This window comes from Streptomyces sp. NPDC032091 (genome assembly GCF_055580265.1).
Genome location: NZ_JBVILR010000007.1, coordinates 199,445 through 219,946, shown reverse-complemented (window position 1 = coordinate 219,946; position 20,502 = coordinate 199,445). Strand labels below are relative to the sequence as shown.

Here is a 20,502-nt window from a genome sequence, read left to right as displayed (position 1 = left end):
ACAGCCTGTGCACAGTCTGGGGCAGAGGGCACTCGGTTTGACCGGATGGCGTAGCCCCGCGTACCGTAGCGAGGTCGAGTTGTCGATGGCTGCTGCCGCCTGCCTACCGATGGGCGAAGATCACATCGTGATCATTTAGCGGTGTCCACTCGGGCGAACACGCGAGTTCCTCGTGGGCGCACGGTGACAGCCAGGCGATGTACCGCCACAACGATTCATTCTCTGGAGCCCCCGAGTGAGCAAGCGCACCTTCCAGCCGAACAACCGCCGTCGTGCCAAGACCCACGGCTTCCGTCTGCGTATGCGTACCCGCGCCGGTCGCGCCATCCTGGCGAACCGCCGCAGCAAGGGCCGCGCCGCCCTCTCCGCGTAACAACGCGCAGGTCGTGACGTCGTGCTGTCTCCCGAAAATCGGCTGAGGCGGCGCGAGGACTTCGCGAGCGCGGTACGCCGAGGACGCCGGGCCGGTCGCCCGCTCCTCGTCGTCCACCTACGTACCAGCGGTGCCACGGACCCGCACGAGCCGGGGGAGACTGTTCCCTCGCCGCGTGCGGGTTTCGTCGTCAGCAAGGCCGTCGGCGTCGCCGTCGTCCGTAACCGGGTGAAGCGCCGTCTGCGCCACCTCGTCCGCGACCGGCTGCCCCGGCTGCCCGCCGGTAGCCTGGTGGTGGTGCGGGCCCTGCCCGGAGCGGGTGACGCCGACGTCGACGAGCTGGCCCGCGACCTGGACGCCGCCCTCGGGCGGCTGCTGGGAGGCGTGGCTCGATGAAGTACCCGCTGCTCGCTTTGATCAAGCTGTACCAGTGGACGATCAGTCCGCTGCTCGGGCCGGTGTGCCGCTATTACCCGTCGTGCTCGCGCTACGGGTTCACGGCCATCGACCGGCATGGTGCGGTGAAGGGGACGGCCCTGACCGCCTGGCGGATCCTGCGGTGCAACCCGTGGTCCCCGGGCGGTGTGGACCACGTCCCACCCCGTAAACGCCCGCGTTGGCACGAGCAGCTGCGCAGTGCGTTGCGTAGATCTCGCAATGCTCAAGGAGCCTGATTAGTGGACACGATTGCCAGTCTGTTCAGCTTTATCACCACACCCGTGTCGTGGATCATCGTCCAGTTCCACAAGCTGTACGGGGCGATCTTCGGTGCGGACAGTGGATGGGCCTGGGGCCTGTCCATCGTGTCCCTGGTGGTCCTGATCCGTATCTGCCTGATCCCGCTCTTCGTCAAGCAGATCAAGGCCACGCGCGGCATGCAGGCGCTCCAGCCGAAGATGAAGGCGATCCAGGAGCGCTACAAGAACGACAAGCAGCGCCAGTCCGAAGAGATGATGAAGCTGTACAAGGAGACGGGTACCAACCCGCTCTCCTCGTGCCTCCCCATCCTGGCGCAGTCCCCGTTCTTCTTCGCGCTGTACCACGTGCTCGCGGCCATCGCCAACGGCAAGACCATCGGCGTGATCAACCAGTCGCTGCTGGAGAGCGCCCGCCAGGCGCACATCTTCGGCGCCCCGCTGGCCGCCAAGTTCACGGACGGCGCCGACAAGGTCGCGAGCCTGAACGCCTCGGTCACCGACGTGCGCATCGTGACCGCCGTCATGATCGTCATGATGTCGCTGTCGCAGTTCTACACCCAGCGCCAGCTGATGCAGAAGAACGTCGACCTCTCGGTCAAGACGCCGTTCATGCAGCAGCAGAAGATGCTGATGTACATCTTCCCGCTGATCTTCGCGGTGATGGGCATCAACTTCCCCGTCGGTGTCCTCGTCTACTGGCTGACCACCAACGTGTGGACCATGGGCCAGCAGATGTACGTGATCAACCAGAACCCGACCCCGGGCAGCAAGGCGCAGGACCAGTACCTGACCCGTCTGCTGAAGCACGTCTCCACCCACGGGAGCGTCAAGGGCCGCGGTAAGAAGAAGATCGTCGCTGCGATCGTGGCCAAGGGCCCGGACCGCAACGACAACGAGCGCAAGTTCATCACCGCGCTGTCGAAGCAGGGCATGGCCGCACAGGCGGACGGCTCCGTGGTCAGGAGCGCCGAGGCCACCGCGGACGCCGACGCGGCGAGCGGCGGTGTCGCGACGAAGCGGCAGCAGCCCAAGCGGCAGTCGAAGTCGAAGCGCCAGACGCCCCCCAGCAAGCCCTCCAAGAAGTAGAAGGAGTCCCTCCCGTGACGGAAGGCACCACCACCGCCGCCGCTGAGAGTGGCGACACCCTCACCCGCCTTGAGCAGGAGGGCGAGATCGCGGCCGACTACCTTGAGGGTCTGCTGGACATCGCCGATCTCGACGGCGACATCGACATGGACGTCGAGGCCGACCGCGCCTCGGTGTCGATCGTCAGCGACTCCTCCAGCCGCGAGCTGCAGAAGCTCGTGGGCCGCGACGGTGAGGTCCTGGAAGCCCTCCAGGAGCTGACCCGCCTCGCGGTGCACCGGGAGACCGGGGACCGCAGCCGGCTGATGCTGGACATCGCGGGCTTCCGGGCGAAGAAGCGCGCGGAGCTGGCCGCCGTGGGCGCCCAGGCCGCGGCGGACGTGAAGGCCTCGGGCGAGCCGCTGAAGCTCGCTCCGATGACCCCGTTCGAGCGCAAGGTCGTCCACGACGCCGTGGCCGCCGCCGGTCTCAAGAGCGAGTCCGAGGGCGAGGAGCCGCAGCGCTTCGTCGTTGTGCTTCCGGCCTGACCCGGAATGTTGTGAGTCGGCCCCGCCTGTGTCGCAGGCGGGGCCGATGTTTGTAAGCCTGGCAGTCGAGCGACCACGGATGTGGCGCGAGCGGTTCTGTACGGAAGGACGGTCCCCGTGACGGAGGCAGCGGAGCTTCCCCCGGCGCCTGAAGAGGCGCGCGCGGTGTTCGGTGAATTTTTCCCGGAAGCTGTGCGGTATGCGGAGCTGCTCGCGGACGCGGGCGTCAAACGGGGCCTCATCGGGCCCCGTGAGGTTCCCCGGCTGTGGGAGCGGCACCTGCTGAACTGCGCGGTGCTCTCCGAGGTGGTGCCCGCGGGCGTCACCGTGTGCGACGTGGGCTCGGGCGCCGGCCTGCCCGGCATCCCCCTCGCCCTGGTCCGGCGGGACCTGAAGATCACACTGCTGGAGCCGCTGCTGCGCCGCACGACCTTCCTCCAGGAGGCCGTGGAGCTGCTGGGGCTGGACCACGTCACGGTGGTGCGCGGCCGGGCCGAGGAAGTACTCGGCAAGGTCCAGCCGGTGCACGTGGTCACGGCGCGCGCGGTCGCCCCGCTGGACCGGCTGGCCGGCTGGGGGGTGCCGCTGCTGCGTCCCTACGGCGAGATGCTGGCGCTCAAGGGCGACACGGCCGAGGAGGAACTGGTCTCGGCGAAGGTGGCGCTCAGCAAGCTCGGTGTGGTGAAGACCTCAGTGCTCCACGTCGGCGAAGGCGTGGTCGACCCCTTGTCCACGGTGGTCCGGGTGGAGGTCGGAGAGAGCCCCGGCGGGGTGCGCTTCGCGGCCAAGCGGGCGAAGGCGGCGCGGGTCGGCCGGGTGCGCCGACGCCGCTGACGGCCCCTGGGGGCCGAGTGGAAGGGGCGATGTGGGGCGGGTTGATCCCTATCGGTATGGATTTCGGAGTGTCGTAGCGGGCTGAAGACTCCGTCCCGGCATCGTGTTTCACGTGAAACGTCGCTCTCTGCTGCACGGAATCATCAGCCGCGGCCGGGCTGCTGCGGCCCCCCGACCCCGCCGGGACACGGGGGTGACGGAGTTGTCCACAACGGTGGATTCATCCACAGGAGTACGGGCCCCGCTGGTTCGCGACCCGGGTGGCATGGCAGGCTCTGTTCATCGCGAGCCCGCTGCCGAGGAGAGTGACACCGTGCGGTCCGACGCCAACCTCGCGGGGCCGATGGCCGATCCGGTCCCCGGTCCCCGCTCTGAACCGCCAGGCGACGACGTTTCGCTGGGCGCACCCCCGGCCATGCCTGGCGGAGAAGCGCCCGCGCCCCTCGTGGACAACGACGAGGACACCCCGATCGGCCGGGCCGCACAGCTGGCGGTCGAGGCCATCGGCCGTACCGGTGTCCCCCTGCCCCGGCCGGCGGAGACCCGGATCATGGTGGTCGCCAACCAGAAGGGCGGCGTCGGCAAGACGACGACGACCGTGAACCTGGCGGCCTCCCTGGCACAGCACGGAGCGCGCGTCCTCGTGATCGACCTCGATCCGCAGGGCAACGCCTCCACGGCGCTGGGGATCGACCACCACGCGGACGTGCCCTCCATCTACGACGTGCTCGTCGACAGCCGGCCGCTGCTGGAGGTCGTCCAGCCGGTGGTGGACGTGGAGGGCCTCTTCTGCGCTCCGGCCACCATCGACCTCGCGGGCGCCGAGATCGAGCTGGTCTCCCTGGTGGCCCGCGAGAGCCGGCTCCAGCGGGCGATCCAGGCGTACGAGCAGCCGCTCGACTACATCCTGATCGACTGCCCTCCCTCCCTGGGCCTGCTGACCGTGAACGCCCTCGTGGCGGGCGCGGAGGTACTGATCCCGATCCAGTGCGAGTACTACGCGCTGGAGGGGCTGGGCCAGCTCCTGCGCAACGTCGACCTGGTGCGGGCCCACCTGAACCCGACCCTGCACGTGTCCACGATCCTGCTGACCATGTACGACGGCAGGACGCGGCTGGCCTCGCAGGTGGCGGAGGAGGTGCGCACGCACTTCGGCAAGGAGGTGCTGCGCACGAGCATCCCGCGGTCGGTGCGCATCTCCGAGGCCCCGAGCTACGGGCAGACGGTCCTCACTTACGACCCGGGTTCCAGCGGGGCCCTCTCCTACATGGAGGCGGCGCGGGAGATCGCGCTCCGGGGAGCCGGAATCCATTACGACGCCCAGCACGCCCATCTGGGCGCGGGCACGAACAGCACGCAGAGCATGGCGGAGGGGATCCAGTGAGTGAGCGACGTAGGGGTCTAGGGCGGGGGCTCGGCGCGCTGATCCCGGCCGCTCCCCAGGAGAAGACGCCGGCGATGGGCGCGGGGTCCACGTCTCCGTCGGCGGTACCGGTACTGACGTCGGAGCGGGGCATCGCCGCGGCGAAGCTCGCCGCGCTGTCGCAAGCCGAGGTTTCACGTGAAACCACGCCACCGGAGGTGGACGTGGTGGCCGGTGCGACGTTCGCGGAACTTCCGCTGGACGCCATCACGCCGAACCCGAAGCAGCCGCGCGAGGTGTTCGACGAGGACGCGCTGGCGGAACTGGTGACCTCGATCCAGACGGTGGGCCTGCTCCAGCCGGTGGTGGTTCGGCAGGCGGCGTCCGCCGGACGCTACGAGCTGGTCATGGGTGAGCGGCGCTGGCGTGCCTGCCGCGAGGCGGGGCTGGAGACCATCCCCGCGATCATCCGGGCGACGGACGACGAGAAGCTCCTTCTCGACGCCCTCCTGGAGAACCTGCACCGGGCGCAGCTGAACCCGCTGGAGGAGGCGGCCGCCTACGACCAGCTCCTGCGGGAGTTCAACTGCACCCACGACCAGCTGGCCGACCGGATCGGGCGCTCGCGTCCGCAGGTCTCGAACACCCTGCGCCTGCTGAAGCTCTCGCCCCGGGTACAGCGCCGGGTGGCAGCCGGGGTGCTGTCGGCGGGGCACGCCCGGGCCCTGCTGTCGGTGGAGGACACCGAGGAGCAGGACCGTCTGGCGCACCGGATCGTGGCCGAGGGGCTCTCGGTGCGCGCGGTCGAGGAGATCGTCGCCCTGCTGGGCTCGGAGGCTTCGAGCACCGTGAAGCCCAAGGGTCCGCGGGCCGGCGGCCGGGTGTCGCCGGCGCTCAGCGAGCTCGCGACGCGCCTGTCGGACCGGTTCGAGACCCGGGTGAAGGTGGACCTGGGACAGAAGAAGGGCAAGATCACCGTCGAGTTCGCGTCGATGGAGGACCTGGAGCGGATCCTGGGGACCCTGGCTCCGGGCGAGGGCCGGGTGCTGGAGCAAGGCCTCTCCGGGGAGTAGTCCCGCCCGTCGTGTTTCCCACTGCCCCCTGCTTCTCCGAGATGTCCACCCTCGAAGAAGCAGGGGGCAGTGGTTACGATGCGGTCATGGGTCGTCGGCTCGTACCGCTCACGCTGGACAACCTCCAGGACCTGCCGAGGCGTTGCCGTAGCTGTGTGTTCTGGGAGCTCGATCCCGTCACCGGCGAGGCCGCCGTGAAGGCGGGGACCGCGGAGCCGGAGAAGGAGGCCTGGATCTCCTCCGTCCTCCTGGACTGGGGATCCTGCGGGCGGGTGGTCTACGTGGACGAGGTCCCCGTGGGCTTCGTCCTCTACGCTCCCCCCGCCTACGTACCGCGCGCCGCCTCCTTCCCGACGAGTCCCGTCTCTCCGGACGCGGTGCAGCTGATCACCGCCTGGATCATGCCGGGCTATCAGGGGCAGGGCCTGGGACGGGTGATGGTCCAGACGGTCGCCAAGGACCTGCTGCGGCGGGGCTTCAAGGCCATCGAGGCCTTCGGCGACGCCCGCTGGGAGAGGCCCGCCTGCCTGCTGCCGGCCGACCACCTGCTGTCGGTGGGCTTCAAGACCGTACGCCCCCATCCGGCCCATCCGCGGCTGCGGCTGGAGCTGCGTACGACGCTTTCCTGGAAGGAAGACGTGGAACTGGCCCTGGACCGGCTGCTGGGCGGGGCGAGGGCACGCAAGGAACCGGTGCTTCGGCCCCTGTGACAGACGTCGGGCATGCGAAACGGGGCCGCCCCCTCAGGGGGCGGCCCCGTTTCACGTGAAACATCGACCGCGTCAGGCGGTCTTGACCTCGATGAAACCGTCCAGGTCGCGCAGGATGGCGGCCTTCGGCTTGGCGCCGACGATGGTCTTGGCGACCTCGCCGCCCGTGTAGACGTTCAGCGTCGGGATGGACATGACGCCGTACTTGGCGGCCGTGGCGGGGTTCTGGTCGATGTTGAGCTTGACGATCTCGATCTGGTCGCCGTACTCGGCCGCGATCGCCTCCAGCGAGGGGGCGATCTGGCGGCACGGACCGCACCACTCGGCCCAGAAGTCCACGAGCACGGGCTTGTCGCTGCGAAGGACCTCGGCGTCGAAGTCGGCGTCGGTCACGTTCTTGAGGGTGCCGGCCACAGCGGCCTCCTTTTTCCTGCGGGGTGGGGTGTAGGGGGGTGGAGCGGGATCAGACGGTCGCGGCGGCGGGCTCGGCGTCCGAGAGGGCCGCGAGGAAGCGCTCCGCGTCCAGGGCGGCGGAGCAGCCGGTGCCGGCGGCGGTGATCGCCTGACGGTAGGTGTGGTCCACGACGTCGCCGGCGCCGAAGACACCGGAGAGGTTGGTGCGCGTCGAGGGCGCGTCGACCTTGAGGTAACCCTCGTCGTCCAGGTCGAGCTGGCCGGTGAAGAGCTCGGTGCGCGGGTCGTGGCCGACGGCGATGAACAGGCCGGTCACGGGCAGCTCGGAGGTCTCACCGGTCTTGGTGTTGCGCAGCGTCAGGCCGGAGAGCTTCTGCTCGCCGTGGATCTCGGCGACCTCGCTGTCCCAGGCGAAGCTGATCTTCGGGTCGGCGAAGGCGCGGTCCTGCATGGCCTTGGAGGCGCGCAGCGTGTCACGGCGGTGGACGATCGTGACGGACTTGGCGAACCGGGAGAGGAAGGTCGCCTCCTCCATCGCGGTGTCGCCGCCGCCGACCACGGCGATGTCCTGGTCCTTGAAGAAGAACCCGTCACAGGTCGCGCACCAGGAGACGCCGCGACCGGAGAGTGCGTCCTCGTTGGGCAGGCCCAGCTTGCGGTGCTGGGAGCCGGTGGCGACGATCACGGCCTTGGCGCGGTGCACCGTGCCGGCGGTGTCGGTGACGGTCTTGATCTCACCGGTGAGGTCCACGGAGATGACGTCGTCGGGGACGAGCTCGGCGCCGAAGCGCTCGGCCTGCGCGCGCATGTTGTCCATGAGGTCCGGACCCATGATGCCCTCCCGGAAGCCCGGGAAGTTCTCGACCTCGGTGGTGTTCATCAGCGCGCCGCCGGCGGTGACGGCACCCTCGAAGACCAGCGGGTTGAGCGAAGCGCGTGCGGTGTACAGGGCGGCCGTGTAGCCGGCCGGCCCGGAGCCGATGATGATCACGTTTCGTACGTCGCTCACGGGTTCTTTCCTCGTCTCTGCGGACTTCGTGGTGCCTACCGGGGGCCGGTGCGGACTCTCACCCCACCCAACGGATCCTACGGCGCGCGCATTCCCCGCCCGGCCTCCTCCGCCTCCGAATGCGCCGGGCGCCGCCCGCGGAACCCTTCAGCTCCGGGGATAGGTCCGGGTGATGAGCGGCTTTTCGGGGGTCGCGGCGGGGGCGTCGGCGCAGCCGGCCGGTACGAGGTAGGCGTCCACGAGGGCGGGGTCCTGCGGATGGGGGAGGACGACGAGGTAGACCTCGGTGCCCTGGTAGCGGCCCGGCTCGGCGGCGAGCGGCGTCTCGGTGCGGCCGGTGGCCCGCTGCACACAGGGGGGCACCGCGGCGGGGGCCGGCTCCGGTGTGCCCGGCCGCTCGGCGGGGGCCAGACCGGGGGAGGGCTCGCCCAGCTCCATGGTCCGGTTCGACTCCCCGGAAGAGGACTGGGGAGCGGCCTTGGGCCCGTCCGTGGCGGGCGCGGCGGCCAGGAGCCGGTGGACGTTCTGCTGGAGCCCCTGGGCGGTGTACTCCCCGGGGGCGGCCGAGCCGGCGGCCCGCACGGTGTTGTTGCTCGTGGCGGTGTCGTGGGCGCCGGTGCCGGTCAGCCCGTTGAAGAGGACCACGCCGAGGACGCAGGCGGCCGCTCCGGCCAGGCCGGCGAGGACGGCGATCCGGCGGCGGGCGCGTCGACGGCCGGGCCCCGTTGCGCCGGACGGGTGACCGGCGGGCCGGGTGGCCCCGGTCCGGCCGGGACCGGGGTCCGGTACCGCTCCCCCGGCCACCGCTGCGGGTGACACCGGCGGAACGTCGTCCGGGGCGGGCTCCCGGGGAGGGGACAGGGCCTCGGCCCGGGAGGCGGTGGAGTCGAGGAGGGCCTCCGCGGCGAGGGCCGCGTCGATGCGCCCGGCGATGTCGGAGGGCATCCGGGGCGGCCCGGGCAGGGTGCCCAGCAGGGAGCGGATCTCCTCCAGGGAGGCCAGGACGTCGGCGCACAGGGCGCACTCCGCGAGGTGGCGGCGGACCTCGGTGGTGCGGACGGGGGAGAGGAGCCCTTCGGTGAGGTCGGAGATCTCCGAGACCTCCGGGTGCCGGATCGTGCCGGCAGCGCCGGTCGTGGGGGTCACGGTCGTCCACCTCCGCCCTTCACAGGGTCTGGGTCTGGTTCGGGATGCCTGGGTTCTGCCGCAGATGGGACGGGTGTCCCCGGCGTCCGGTTCCTTCCCCGCCCGGTGGCGGTGTTATCCCCGGCATTCGTGCGCAGATGAGTGAGGAGGGGGAGGAGTTTCGCCCGGCCGCGCGCGCACCGGCTCTTCACGGTTCCGACGGGGACGTCGAGGACGGCGGCGGCCTCGGCGACCGGGTAGCCCTGCATGTCGACGAGGACGAGGGCGGCCCGCTGGTCGGCGGGCAGGGTGGCCAGCGCGGCCAGCAGCTGGCGGTGGAGGTCCTGCCGTTCCGCGGGGGCTTCGGCGGATTCGTGGGGCTCCAGGAGCCGCTCCAGGCGGTCCGTGTCGTCGAGGGGTGCGGTCCGGCGCGAGGCGGCCTTGCGGGCGCGGTCCAGGCAGGCGTTGACGGTGATCCGGTGCAGCCAGGTGGTCACCGCGGAGTCCCCGCGGAAGGTGTGGGCGGCCCGGTAGGCGGAGACCAGGGCGTCCTGGACGGCGTCGGCCGCCTCCTCCCGGTCCCCCAGGGTCCGCACCGCGACGGCCCACAGCCGGTCCCGGTGCCGCCGCACCAGCTCCCCGAACGCATCGGGGTCCCCGGCGACGTGCAGGGAAAGGAGATCCTGGTCGCTGCTCTCGCCGGTCGCGGCTCCGTCCAACGGTGGGCCCCCTCCCCTGCCGTACCTCAGCCCTTGAACTTCACGTCCGTGATGCCCTGCTTGTAGCCGGGCTTGCTGAAGTCGTCGTAGCCCGCGTGCGGCATCGCGGTCATCCACAGCAGCACGTAACGCGTCTTCACCGGCGTCTCGGCCGTCAGGCTCACCTTGGTGTCCTTGGACGTCGTACCGGCGATCTTCTTCATGGAGTCGACCTTGCCCGACGGGGTGGTGGAATCGACCGCGTACAGCGCCAGGGTGGTGTGGTCCCCGCCGTACTTCAGTGCTATCGACGCCATGCCGACCTCGTGTTCGGCGCCGAGGTCGTAGACGATCCCGACGCCGTCCTTGATCTGGAACTCGGGGCCCTCGTCGTAGCTCTTGGTACGCCAGTAGCTCGACGCGCTCCCGTCGTACGTCTTGCCGACGTCACCGGCGTTCTGCGGGTTGCCGTCGGGGGCGTACTCCTTCGCACCCTTGATGGCGAGCGGCGCGAGCTCCTTCTTCTCCGGGGCCGGGCCCTGCTGCTGGGTCTGGGTGGTTTCGCTGTTGTTCTGCTTGCCGTGGTCCAGCAGGGCGTCCGCGAGCTGCCAGCTGCCCAGGCCCAGGGCGGCGATCAGAAGGGCGGCGACGCCCCACTTCAGGGCGCGGCCCGTACGGCTCTGCAGCGGCGGCGGAGGGGGCACCGGTACGGCGACCGGGGTCGTGGGCATGCCGACGGGAGCCGGGCGGCCGTAGCTGCCCTGCTGGTACGTGGTGTGCTGGTACTCCGGCGGCGCCGTGAAGGCGGGCTCCGGCGGCCGGATGCGGGGCATCGCGGCGACGGCCTTGGCCAGTTCCTCCGGGGTGGTGCAGGCGGGCTCCTGGCGGGAGGCGGTGGCCCCGTCGTTGGCGAGGGCGCGCATGGCGAGTTCGCCGAGGCCGCGGTGGACGCCGGCGCGGACCTGGTCGGGGGCGAGCAGTCCGACGCCCTTGGGCAGGCCGCGCAGGCCGTAGGCGTCGTTCTCGTACGGCCAGCGCTGGGTGAGGGCCGCGTACAGCAGCGCCCCGATGGCCTCGGTGTCGGCCCGCTGCGGGGTGTCGCTGGTGATGCCGCGCAGGGCGGCGTTCACGGCGAGGCCGCGGATGCGGTACTGGCCCGTGGAGGTCCGCAGTATCGCGCTGGGCGTCAGGCGCAGGTGGGCCAGGCCCTCGCGGTGGGCGGCGGCCATGGCCTGGGAGACCTGGCTGACCAGCTGGTAGGCCTCGTGGGGCTCCAGCGTGCCGGCGGCGAGGACGGCGGTGAGCTCGGTGGCGTCGGGCAGCCACTCGTGGACGACGTAGACGAGGTCGTTCTCCTCCACGGCGTCGAGGACCTGGACGAACCGGGGATCGCCGAGCAGGGCGGAGGAGCGGGCCGCGGCCAGGACCGTGCGGGCGCGGGGGTGGTCGGCGGGCAGCAGGTGCACGCCGACGGCGCGGCGCAGCTTCTCGTCCATCGCGCGCCAGCTGCTGAATCCGTCCAGACGGGTGACGCACTCCTCCAGGCGGTAGCGCCGGGCGAGCTTGTGGCCGCTGTGGAGTTCCGGTGCGGCCGCGGGTGCCGCGCTCCTGCGTTCGCCGTCCTTTTCGGGCATGGGCTCGTTCGCGGCTCGTCCCTCCTGGGTGTCCACCCCGTCGGCCGTGGCCTTGGCCGCATCTGCGGCCAGCGGCTGGTCGCCGCTGTTGTCGGCCACGTCGACGGCAGCTGTGCTACGTTCCGCCACCGTCGTCCCTGCCTCCCCATCCGTTGCGCGCTGTCGGCCAGTCTGCGAAGCCATGCCAATTGTGCCCACAGTCCGGCGCTATGCACGACACACGATGGGGCCCGACGGTTGTGCGCATCAGCGTCCCAGTCGGCCGCGGACCATTCCGACCATGGAGTTGAGCTCTTCGATGCGCATGCGCTTGGCGGCGAGGAGGAACACGGCCCCCAGCGCGATCCCGCCGGCGACCAGGGCGGCGAGGGAGCCGAGGGCCCCGCTGCCCAGGACCCGCGTGACCCCGTAAGCGGCGGCGCCCGCCACCGCGGCGGCCGGGACGCACGCGCCGATCAGGCGGGTGTAGGTGCGCATGACGTGGGCGCCGTCGAGGTCCCCGCCGAGACGGGTCTTGAGGCGGCGCCATGCCACGCCGACGCCCGCCAGGTAGCCCAGACCGTACGCGGCGGCCATGCCGACGACGGCCCAGCGCGCGGGCAGGACGAAGTAGGCCAGGGCGGAGACGCCGGCGTTGACGGCCGCGACGATGACGGTGTTGTAGAAGGGGGTCCGGGTGTCCTCGTAGGCGTAGAAGCCGCGCAGGACCACGTACTGGACGGAGTAGGGGATCAGGCCGAGACCGAAGGCCATCAGGATGTAGCCGATGTTCACGGCGTCCTTGCCGGCGCTGGCGTAGAGCAGGGTGGACATCGGGACGCCGAGCGCGAGGAACGCGAAGGCGCAGGGCACGATGGCGACGGCCGAGGTGCGCAGGCCGTAGGAGATGTCGTCGCGGACCGCGGCGGCGTCGCCGTCGTGGGCGGAGCGGGAAATGCGGGGCAGGACGGCCGTCATGACGGAGACGGTGATGATGGCCTGCGGCATCTGCCACAGCAGCAGCGCGTAGTTGTAGGCGGTGATACCGGTACCGCCGTGGCCCAGCTTGTCGGCGGCCGTCCCGGCCGCGGTGGCGAGCTGGGTGACGACGACGAGGCCGACCTGGTTGGCGAGGACGAAGAAGAACGTCCACTTGGCCAGTCCCACCGCCTTGCCGAGGCCGTGGCCCTTCCAGTCGAAGCGCAGGCGCGGCTTGAAACCGGCGTCGCGCAGGTAGGGCAGCATCGCCAGGGACTGGACGGCGAGGCCGAGCAGGGTGCCGATGCCCAGGAGGCGAACGCCCTCGGGAGTGATGGTCGCCTCCGAGACCCCGGAGGTGGTGAACCCGCCGAAGGCCCAGATGAAGGCGCCGAAGGTGGCGATGACGACGATGTTGTTGAGGACCGGGGTCCACATCATCGCGCCGAAGCGGCCCCGGGCGTTGAGGATCTGACCGAGCACCACGTGGACGCCCATGAAGAACATCGTGGGCAGGCAGTAGTGGGCGAAGGCCACGGCGACGTCGAGGCGCTTCGGATCGCCCGCGATCGTCGGCGACATCAGGCTGATGAAGAGCGGGGCCGCGAGCACGCAGACGGTGGTGACCGCGCCGAGCAGGGTGACGACGAGGGTGAGCAGGCGGTTGGCGTAGGCCTCGCCGCCGTCCTCGTCGGTCTTCATGGACCGGACGAGCTGCGGGATGAAGACCGCGTTGAGGGCGCCGCCGCCGACCAGGATGTAGATGATCGTCGGCAGGGTGTTGGCGACCTGGTAGGAGTCGTTGAGGGTGGTGACGCCGATCGCGCCGGCGATCACCAGGGTGCGGGCGAAGCCGGTGAGGCGGGAGACGATCGTGCCGGCCGCCATCAGAGCGCTGGACTTGAGCAGGCTGGCGGCCTTGCCGGCGGGCTTGCTCGGCGCCGGGGTCGCGACGGGGGCCTCTTCGGCGGGCGCGCCGGGCGCCGCCTGCTGGTCCCGGTAGAGGTGGGTGAAGGCGTCCGGCTCGGGCTGCTCGTCCGAGGCGCTGGTCACGAGCGAGTCCACCCCGACGAACTGCGTGGTCGCCGCGTGGTCGCCGTAGGGCAGGTGGCGGGACGGGCCGTCCGGCTCCGGTGGCGGGGTCTGGGCCCAAACGCGGGGGTCGGGTCCGTGCGAGGGCGCCTGCGGGGCCGCGTAGAGCGGACCGGGCTCCTGGTAGGTGCCGGGCGGCGGCGGGGGGTGCGAGGCACGGTCGTAGAGGGCCTCGGTCACCGGGTCCTGGGCCGACAGGTCCTGCGACCGGTAGGGGTCGTGGTCGTAGGCGTCCTGGACGTACGGGTCGTGGTCCGGCGCGGGCGCGGGCGGCGGAACCTGCCCGGGCACCGGAGTGCCGGCGGCAGTGCCCCGGGAGGGCCCAGGCCCGCCGGCGCCCTGCGCGCGGTCACCGTCGTACGGCGCGTTCATCGCAACCCCACCTCATCGTCCCCAGGCCGACCGGCCACGGCATCGCTCAACGGTCCACTGTCTCACCCGTTCCGGACCCCTCTGTGCTTTGCGGTCCGGTGTCCGTGGTCTCGTCACTCGGCTGCGTGCTCTCCTCGGCGGCCGCCCGGGCGGCGACGCGCTTGCGGCTGGCGTACATCTTGATGCCCGCAAGGACGAGGAGGAGCACGCCGCCGGCGATGACGAGCATGACGGTGGGGGTGATCTCGGTGGCCTCGACGGTGAACCTGCGTTCCTTGCCGTACGGCACGCCGTCCTTGGTGAACAGGCGTGCGGTGACCTCGACCGGACCACTCGCGGTGGCGTTGGCGGTGAACTTTACCGTCTGGCTGTGGCCGCCCTGAACGGTGACTTCCTGTTCCGTTTCGCTGAACATCAGGCGGGTGGGGTTGGCGGACTTCACCCGCAGCACGAGGTTGTGCACGTCCTGGACCAGGCTGTTCTGGACGCTGACCGGGATCGTCGCGCTATGTCCGGACAAGGTCGCGTCCGACTTGGGGACGACCTTGACCTTGTCGGTCAGCCCGACCAGGTACGCCTGGACCTCGTCGCGGTAGCGGTCGCCCTCCTCGGGGCGGCCGCGCCAGGAGGTGGACATCTCCCGGTTGGTGGTGTTGCCGAAGGGGATCTCCACCCGGTCCGGTGCCGTGAGGATGACCTTGAAGTGGTCGAGGGTGCTCTGGGTGGTCCGGATCTTCTCGAAGGCCGATACGGGCAGCTCCTGCCTGCTCAGGGCCTCCGGGTACTGGCCGGCGCCGGGGACCTGGGTCGCGGCGCCGGGGTCGGGCTTGGCGGCGGCCGCCGCCTCCAGGTCGGAGGGCTGGCTCCAGCGCGCGGCCTGGAGCCCCCGCAGCGCGATGGCCATCGAGTCCGCCTGGCTGGCGGAGGGGCGGCGCTGGGGCGCGACCACGTAGCTCCGCGGCTCGTCGCCGCCCTGGAGGTTGAGCGCCAGGCTGTGGGCGAGGAACTTCTGCACGGCGAGCGTGGAGGTTCCGGCGCTGGCCATGTCGCCCTCGAAGGCGGTGGACAGCTCGGCGTCGGCGACCACGGCGGTGGTGCCCGCGCCGATGGGACGGGCGGCGCTCGGGGTGTGGCCGAGGGCGCCGGTCTCCTGGAGGCTGTCGCTGCGGGTGAGGACGTTGTGGGCGCCGGCCGAGGTGGCGACGTTCACGATCGACGGGTCGATCGCGCCGTCCACGGGCCAGGAGAAATCGGTGGAGGCGGCGACGTGCAGCACCGTCTCGACGGCCTGTTTGGCCTTGTCGGTGGCGGGCCGCAGCTGGCCCAGGGTGCCGGAGACGTCCTTGCCGTGGTGGGCGAGGGAGGCGATGTCGGGGTCGGCGAACGGCAGGGCGACCACCTTCTTGCCCTGTACGGCGTTCTCCAGAGAGCTCAGCCACTGCTCGGCGACGGCCCTGCTCCGGCCCTGGACGGGCTTCCCGCCGTCCGCGCCGCGCACCCGGTAGCCCTTGGTCATGGCGTCGACGGTGGCGAGCAGGTCGGGGTCGACGACCCAGGTGACGGGCAGGTCCTTGCCGAGCGAGACCATCCGCTCCAGGCGGCCGCCCGGCCGCAGCTCGTCGGCGAGGGAGTCGTCCATGAAGACCGGGGTCTGCACCTCGTCCGAGCCGGTCTCCGCGGTGACGCGGGTCGTGGAGATCAGCGGCCACACATAGGTGAGGGAGGACCGCTTGGCGGCCGGGTCCGGCTGCCAGGGCAGGAAGGTCCGCTGGATGCCGAGCACCTGCTCGGACGGGCGGCTGTCGGTCGACCCGGAGAGGGAGACGCCCAGCTGGTAGACGCCGTCGGCGCCCAGGTCCAGTTTGTTGACCGGCACCTTGATCGTGAAGGGCTGGCCGACCTTCGACGGGAGGGAGTCGATCTTCACGGCGAAGGCCGGGTCGATCTCCGCGGGGTCCGTTCCGGGCCGGAAGCCCTTGCGGTCCGCGATCTCGTCGATGGCCGACCGGTCACCGACCAGGGGCCCGACCCGCAGCCCGACGTGGGCTCCCTTGATCGTCTCGCGGCCGTTGTTGACCACGGTCCCCTGGATGGTCAGGGTGTCGGTCTTCACGGGAGCGCTGGGCGCCACCTCGGTCAGCTGGACGTCGACGGAGGGGGGCTCGGCGGCCTGGGCCGCGGGGGCGGGGGTGTAGATCAGGGCGGCCAGCACCGGCGTCCCGCTCAGCAGGACGACCGCCCGCCGCAGCCATCGGCGCCGGGCAGGGGCGGAGGACGCCCCCTGGATTTCTGCCGCCTCGGCCACGCGCTCACCAGTCCCTCGAAGTGTCAGTGGTCGTCGGTTCTGCGTCCACGCATGGTAACGAGACGCGCTGTGCGCGAGTGCCGCGCCTTGCTCCACAAGATCCGTTCCGGATCCGTTCCGGTTCCCGGACCGCCGGCCCCGTGTGCGCGGTGTCCCGCCGGGCGAAACCGGGCGGCCTTCGCCGGGCGGGCCACGTACCCTTTTCTGTTGTGCCGAACGCCAATGAAGACAACCCCAGTGCCCTGAGTCAGGTGCAGCGCCGCGCGGTCAGTGAACTGCTGCGGGTCGCACCCGTCGCCGACGAGCTCGGCCGCCGGTTCCAGGAGGCGGGCTTCCGCCTCGCCCTGGTCGGTGGGTCCGTACGCGACGCGCTGCTCGGGCGTCTCGGCAACGACCTCGACTTCACCACCGACGCGCGTCCCCAGGACGTGCTGAAGATCATGCGGCCGTGGGCCGACTCGGTCTGGGACGTCGGCATCGCCTTCGGCACCGTCGGAGCCCAGCGGGGAGGCTTCCAGATCGAGGTGACGACGTACCGCTCCGAGGCGTACGACCGCACCTCCCGCAAGCCCGAGGTCTCCTACGGCGACTCGATCGAGGAGGACCTGGTCCGCCGGGACTTCACGGTCAACGCCATGGCCCTGGCTCTGCCGGAGCAGGAGTTCGTCGACCCGCACGGAGGCCTGGAGGACCTGGCGGCCGGCGTGCTCCGGACGCCCGGCACTCCCGAGGACTCCTTCTCCGACGACCCGCTGCGCATGCTGCGCGCGGCCCGGTTCGCCGCGCAGCTGGACTTCGAGGTCGACCCCGGCGTGGTGGCGGCCATGAAGGCGATGGCCGACCGGATCGAGATCGTCTCGGCGGAGCGGGTGCAGGCCGAGCTGAACAAGCTGCTGCTCTCCGCCCACCCGCGCAAGGGTCTGGCGCTCCTGGTGGACACCGGTCTGGCCGACCGGGTCCTGCCCGAGCTGCCCGCGCTGCGGCTGGAGAGCGACGAGCACCACCGGCACAAGGACGTCTACGACCACTCGCTGATCGTCCTGGAGCAGGCGATGGCCCTGGAGGAGGACGGCCCGGACCTGGTGCTGCGGCTCGCGGCCCTGCTGCACGACATCGGCAAGCCCCGCACACGCCGCTTCGAGAGCGACGGCCGGGTCTCCTTCCACCACCACGAGGTGGTGGGCGCGAAGATGACCAAGAAGCGCATGACGGCCCTGAAGTACTCGAACGACATGGTCAAGGACGTGTCCCGGCTGGTGGAGCTGCACCTGCGCTTCCACGGGTACGGGGACGGCGAGTGGACCGACTCGGCGGTGCGTCGCTACGTCCGCGACGCGGGCCCGCTGCTGGACCGGCTGCACAAGCTGACCCGGTCCGACTGCACCACCCGCAACAAGCGCAAGGCCAACGCGCTGTCCCGTACCTATGACGGGCTGGAGGAGCGGATCGCGCAGCTCCAGGAGCAGGAGGAGCTGGACGCGATCCGCCCCGACCTCGACGGCAACGAGATCCAGCAGATCCTGGAGATCGGCCCGGGGCCGGCGGTGGGCAAGGCCTACGCCTTCCTGCTGGACCAGAGGCTGGAGCACGGCCCGATGGGGCACGACGCGGCCGTGGCCGCCCTCAAGCAGTGGTGGGCCGAGCAGGCTCCCCGGGGCTGACGGGGGCGGGCGCGCCGAGGAAAGGCCGATGTTTCACGTGAAACGGTCCTACGTTTCACGTGAAACATCGATGCGGTCGCGTCCGCGGCGCAGGAACACCGCCGTCACGGCGTAGATCAGTGCCGTGGTCAGCAGCAGGGCCACGGACCGGCCGTCGGCCGGGAGCATCAGCGAGGACACCGCGGCCGCCCCGACGAAGGCGACGTTGAACAGCACGTCGTAGACGGAGAAGACCCGGCCCCGGTAGTCGTCGTCCACCCGGGACTGCACCACCGTGTCGGTGGAGATCTTGGCTCCCTGTGTGGCGATGCCCAGGGCGAAGGCGGCGACGAGCATCGGCCCGGTGGCGAAGAAGAGGCCGAGGGCCGGTACGAGGAGGGCCGCTCCGGCCGCGCAGGCGGCGATCCAGCCCAGCGGTCCGAGCCGGCCCACGAGCCAGGGGGTCACCACCGCGGCCGCGAAGAACCCCGCGCCGGAGACCCCGACGGCGACGGCCAGCAGGGCCAGGCCGTCGGCCTCGTTGTCCGTCCACGCGTAGCGGCAGAGCATCAGCAGCATCACGGTCAGGGCGCCGTACGCGAAGCGCATCAGCGTCATCGCGGTGAGGGCCCGGGCTGCCTCCCGCCGCCCGGCCAGGTGCCGCAGCCCCTCGGCCATGCCCCTGACGGTGAGCGCGACCCCTTCGGCGACCGAAGGGCGGGTCCGGCCGGGAGGGTGGTCGGGTCCCAGGAGGCCGACGGCCAGTCGCAGGGCCACCAGCCCGGCACACAGGTACAGCGCGGCGCCGACCAGGACCACGAGGGTGTTGGACCCCGAGGCGAGCAGCCGGACCAGGAAGGCCAGGCCGCCGCCGGCGACGGCCGCGAGCGTTCCGGCGGTCGGCGAGAGGGCGTTGGCGGTGACGAGTTCGTCGGCTTCGACGACATGGGGCAGGGCGGCCGCGAGTCCGGCGAGGACGAAGCGGTTCACGGCCGTCACGGACAGGGCCGAGGCGTAGAAGAGCCAGTCGGGGACGTGCGCGAGGATCAGCGCCGCCGTGACGCAGGCGAGGAGGGCCCTGAGCAGGTTGCCGTAGAGGAAGACCTGGCGGCGGCGCCACCGGTCGAGGAGTACTCCGGCGAAGGGGCCGATGGCGGAGTAGGGCAGCAGGAGTACGGCCATCGCCGAGGCGATGGCCGCGGGTGAGGCCTGCTTCTCCGGCGAGAAGACCACATAGGTGGCGAGCGCGACCTGGTACGTCCCGTCGGCCGCCTGGCACAGCAGCCGCACGGCGAGCAGGTTGCGGAAGTCCCTCCGGCGCAGGAGTACGCGCAGATCACGTACGACGGGCATGGGAGCAAGCGTCACATACACCGAGGGTCTCCGGACACACAGTCCGGAGACCCTCGGTGGAAGAACCGTCGAAGAGCAGGCGTCCCGGGGGAGCCTGGACCCGACCGGGCGCGAAGACTAGCGCTCGACCTCGCCCTTGATGAACTTCTCGACGTTGGCCAGGGCCTCGTCGTCGAAGTACTGGACCGGCGGGGACTTCATGAAGTAGCTGGACGCCGACAGGATCGGGCCGCCGATGCCGCGGTCCTTGGCGATCTTCGCGGCGCGCAGGGCGTCGATGATGACACCGGCGGAGTTCGGGGAGTCCCACACCTCGAGCTTGTACTCAAGGTTCAGCGGGACGTCGCCGAAGGCGCGGCCCTCAAGGCGGACGTAGGCCCACTTGCGGTCGTCGAGCCACGCGACGTAGTCGGACGGACCGATGTGGACGTTCTTCTCGCCGAGCTCGCGGTCGGGGATCTGCGAGGTGACGGCCTGCGTCTTGGAGATCTTCTTCGACTCCAGGCGGTCGCGCTCCAGCATGTTCTTGAAGTCCATGTTGCCGCCGACGTTGAGCTGCATGGTGCGCTCAAGGCGGACGCCGCGGTCTTCGAAGAGCTTCGCCATCACGCGGTGCGTGATGGTCGCGCCCACCTGGGACTTGATGTCGTCGCCGACGATCGGGACACCGGCCTCGGTGAACTTGTCGGCCCACTCCTTGGTGCCGGCGATGAAGACCGGGAGGGCGTTGACGAACGCGACCTTGGCGTCGATGGCGCACTGGGCGTAGAACTTCGCCGCTTCCTCGGAACCGACCGGGAGGTAGCAGACCAGGACGTCGACCTGACGGTCCTTGAGGATCTGGACCACGTCGACCGGGGCCTCGGAGGACTCCTCGATCGTCATGCGGTAGTACTTGCCGAGACCGTCGAGGGTGTGGCCGCGCTGGACCGTGACGCCCGCGTGCGGGACGTCGCAGATCTTGATGGTGTTGTTCTCGCTGGCGCCGATGGCGTCCGAGAGGTCCAGGCCGACCTTCTTGGCGTCGACGTCGAACGCGGCGACGAACTCGACGTCACCGACGTGGTAGTCGCCGAACTGGACGTGCATCAGACCCGGGACCTTGGTGGCCGGGTCGGCGTCCTTGTAGTACTCGACGCCCTGCACCAGCGAGGCGGCGCAGTTGCCCACGCCGACGATGGCTACGCGAACCGAACCCATTCCGGTTGCTCCCTGTCTGTTCTCGGAACGAGGCCTGCG

At 70.8% G+C, this 20,502-nt stretch carries 19 protein-coding genes; 10 read left to right on the top strand and 9 right to left on the bottom strand.

What is annotated here, in order from left to right; translation table 11 throughout:
• Positions 1-235: 235 nt before the first annotated feature.
• The 9 genes from rpmH to ACZ5NJ_RS14450 all read left to right on the top strand — a co-directional run bounded on the left by rpmH (position 236) and on the right by ACZ5NJ_RS14450 (position 6,664).
• Entirely contained in the window at positions 236-373 is a 138-nt protein-coding gene (gene rpmH / locus ACZ5NJ_RS14490) for a 50S ribosomal protein L34 (protein WP_018547628.1), read from the top strand.
• A gap of 21 nt (positions 374-394) precedes the next feature.
• The gene (gene rnpA / locus ACZ5NJ_RS14485; protein ID WP_468765166.1) at positions 395-769 is read left to right on the top strand and encodes a ribonuclease P protein component; all 375 of its coding nucleotides are present in this window, start codon (positions 395-397) and stop codon (positions 767-769) included.
• Positions 766-1,047 (top strand): membrane protein insertion efficiency factor YidD, encoded by a 282-nt coding sequence (gene yidD / locus ACZ5NJ_RS14480; protein WP_389055265.1) that lies wholly within the window; start codon positions 766-768, stop codon positions 1,045-1,047. The genes rnpA and yidD overlap by 4 nt, the downstream gene beginning before the upstream one ends.
• A gap of 3 nt (positions 1,048-1,050) precedes the next feature.
• A complete protein-coding gene (gene yidC / locus ACZ5NJ_RS14475; protein ID WP_468765165.1) occupies positions 1,051-2,157 on the top strand; it encodes a membrane protein insertase YidC in 1,107 nt (368 codons plus the stop codon).
• 14 nt (positions 2,158-2,171) lie between these two features.
• The gene (locus ACZ5NJ_RS14470) at positions 2,172-2,684 is read left to right on the top strand and encodes a Jag family protein (protein ID WP_468765164.1); all 513 of its coding nucleotides are present in this window, start codon (positions 2,172-2,174) and stop codon (positions 2,682-2,684) included.
• 117 nt (positions 2,685-2,801) lie between these two features.
• Positions 2,802-3,518 (top strand): 16S rRNA (guanine(527)-N(7))-methyltransferase RsmG, encoded by a 717-nt coding sequence (rsmG, locus tag ACZ5NJ_RS14465; protein WP_468765163.1) that lies wholly within the window; start codon positions 2,802-2,804, stop codon positions 3,516-3,518.
• 265 nt (positions 3,519-3,783) lie between these two features.
• Positions 3,784-4,902: a ParA family protein gene (locus tag ACZ5NJ_RS14460; RefSeq protein WP_468765162.1), complete on the top strand. Its 1,119-nt coding sequence runs from the start codon at positions 3,784-3,786 to the stop codon at positions 4,900-4,902.
• Positions 4,899-5,954, top strand: coding sequence for a ParB/RepB/Spo0J family partition protein (locus ACZ5NJ_RS14455; protein WP_468765161.1), 1,056 nt, complete (start codon positions 4,899-4,901; stop codon positions 5,952-5,954). Before ACZ5NJ_RS14460 ends, ACZ5NJ_RS14455 begins: the two co-directional genes overlap by 4 nt.
• Positions 5,955-6,040: 86 nt before the next feature.
• A complete protein-coding gene (locus tag ACZ5NJ_RS14450; RefSeq protein ID WP_468765160.1) occupies positions 6,041-6,664 on the top strand; it encodes a GNAT family N-acetyltransferase in 624 nt (207 codons plus the stop codon).
• Positions 6,665-6,736: 72 nt separating this feature from the next.
• Here ACZ5NJ_RS14450 and trxA read toward each other — a convergent pair whose 3' ends face one another.
• The 7 genes from trxA to ACZ5NJ_RS14415 all read right to left on the bottom strand — a co-directional run bounded on the left by trxA (position 6,737) and on the right by ACZ5NJ_RS14415 (position 16,270).
• Positions 6,737-7,078 carry a thioredoxin gene (gene trxA / locus ACZ5NJ_RS14445; RefSeq protein WP_468765159.1) on the bottom strand — a complete coding sequence of 114 codons (342 nt, stop codon included), beginning with the start codon at positions 7,076-7,078 and terminating at the stop codon, positions 6,737-6,739.
• Positions 7,079-7,127: 49 nt separating this feature from the next.
• A complete protein-coding gene (trxB, locus tag ACZ5NJ_RS14440) occupies positions 7,128-8,087 on the bottom strand; it encodes a thioredoxin-disulfide reductase (RefSeq protein ID WP_468765158.1) in 960 nt (319 codons plus the stop codon).
• 147 nt (positions 8,088-8,234) lie between these two features.
• On the bottom strand, positions 8,235-9,233 hold the full coding sequence (locus ACZ5NJ_RS14435; RefSeq protein WP_468765157.1) for an anti-sigma factor family protein: 999 nt from the start codon (positions 9,231-9,233) through the stop codon (positions 8,235-8,237).
• A complete protein-coding gene (sigM, locus tag ACZ5NJ_RS14430) occupies positions 9,230-9,931 on the bottom strand; it encodes an RNA polymerase sigma factor SigM (protein ID WP_468765156.1) in 702 nt (233 codons plus the stop codon). Before sigM ends, ACZ5NJ_RS14435 begins: the two co-directional genes overlap by 4 nt.
• 26 nt (positions 9,932-9,957) lie before the next feature.
• Positions 9,958-11,673 carry a protein kinase family protein gene (locus ACZ5NJ_RS14425; RefSeq protein ID WP_468765155.1) on the bottom strand — a complete coding sequence of 572 codons (1,716 nt, stop codon included), beginning with the start codon at positions 11,671-11,673 and terminating at the stop codon, positions 9,958-9,960.
• Between the two features lie 117 nt (positions 11,674-11,790).
• Entirely contained in the window at positions 11,791-13,965 is a 2,175-nt protein-coding gene (murJ, locus tag ACZ5NJ_RS14420) for a murein biosynthesis integral membrane protein MurJ (RefSeq protein WP_468765154.1), read from the bottom strand.
• A gap of 46 nt (positions 13,966-14,011) precedes the next feature.
• Complete coding sequence (locus tag ACZ5NJ_RS14415) at positions 14,012-16,270, bottom strand: DUF6049 family protein (protein WP_468765152.1); 2,259 nt, start codon at positions 16,268-16,270, stop codon at positions 14,012-14,014.
• A 209-nt stretch (positions 16,271-16,479) separates the two neighbouring features.
• On the opposite strand from ACZ5NJ_RS14415, the gene ACZ5NJ_RS14410 reads away from it, so the two are divergent.
• Positions 16,480-17,931: a CCA tRNA nucleotidyltransferase gene (locus tag ACZ5NJ_RS14410; protein WP_468765151.1), complete on the top strand. Its 1,452-nt coding sequence runs from the start codon at positions 16,480-16,482 to the stop codon at positions 17,929-17,931.
• Between the two features lie 48 nt (positions 17,932-17,979).
• Here the strand turns inward: ACZ5NJ_RS14410 and ACZ5NJ_RS14405 are convergent, their stop codons facing one another.
• The gene (locus tag ACZ5NJ_RS14405) at positions 17,980-19,263 is read right to left on the bottom strand and encodes an MFS transporter (protein WP_468765150.1); all 1,284 of its coding nucleotides are present in this window, start codon (positions 19,261-19,263) and stop codon (positions 17,980-17,982) included.
• Between the two features lie 117 nt (positions 19,264-19,380).
• A complete protein-coding gene (locus tag ACZ5NJ_RS14400; protein WP_468765149.1) occupies positions 19,381-20,463 on the bottom strand; it encodes an inositol-3-phosphate synthase in 1,083 nt (360 codons plus the stop codon).
• Positions 20,464-20,502 lie beyond the last annotated feature (39 nt).

Bases quoted from the DNA above. Each gene is read 5' to 3' on its own strand.
- ACZ5NJ_RS14460 (WP_468765162.1), top strand. From the start codon at position 3,784: ATGGCAGGCTCTGTTCATCGCGAGCCCGCTGCCGAGGAGAGTGACACC.
- ACZ5NJ_RS14405 (WP_468765150.1), bottom strand. From the start codon at position 19,263: ATGCCCGTCGTACGTGATCTGCGCGTACTCCTGCGCCGGAGGGACTTC.
- ACZ5NJ_RS14450 (WP_468765160.1), top strand. From the start codon at position 6,041: ATGGGTCGTCGGCTCGTACCGCTCACGCTGGACAACCTCCAGGACCTG.
- yidD (WP_389055265.1), top strand. From the start codon at position 766: ATGAAGTACCCGCTGCTCGCTTTGATCAAGCTGTACCAGTGGACGATC.
- murJ (WP_468765154.1), bottom strand. From the start codon at position 13,965: ATGAACGCGCCGTACGACGGTGACCGCGCGCAGGGCGCCGGCGGGCCT.
- ACZ5NJ_RS14400 (WP_468765149.1), bottom strand. From the start codon at position 20,463: ATGGGTTCGGTTCGCGTAGCCATCGTCGGCGTGGGCAACTGCGCCGCC.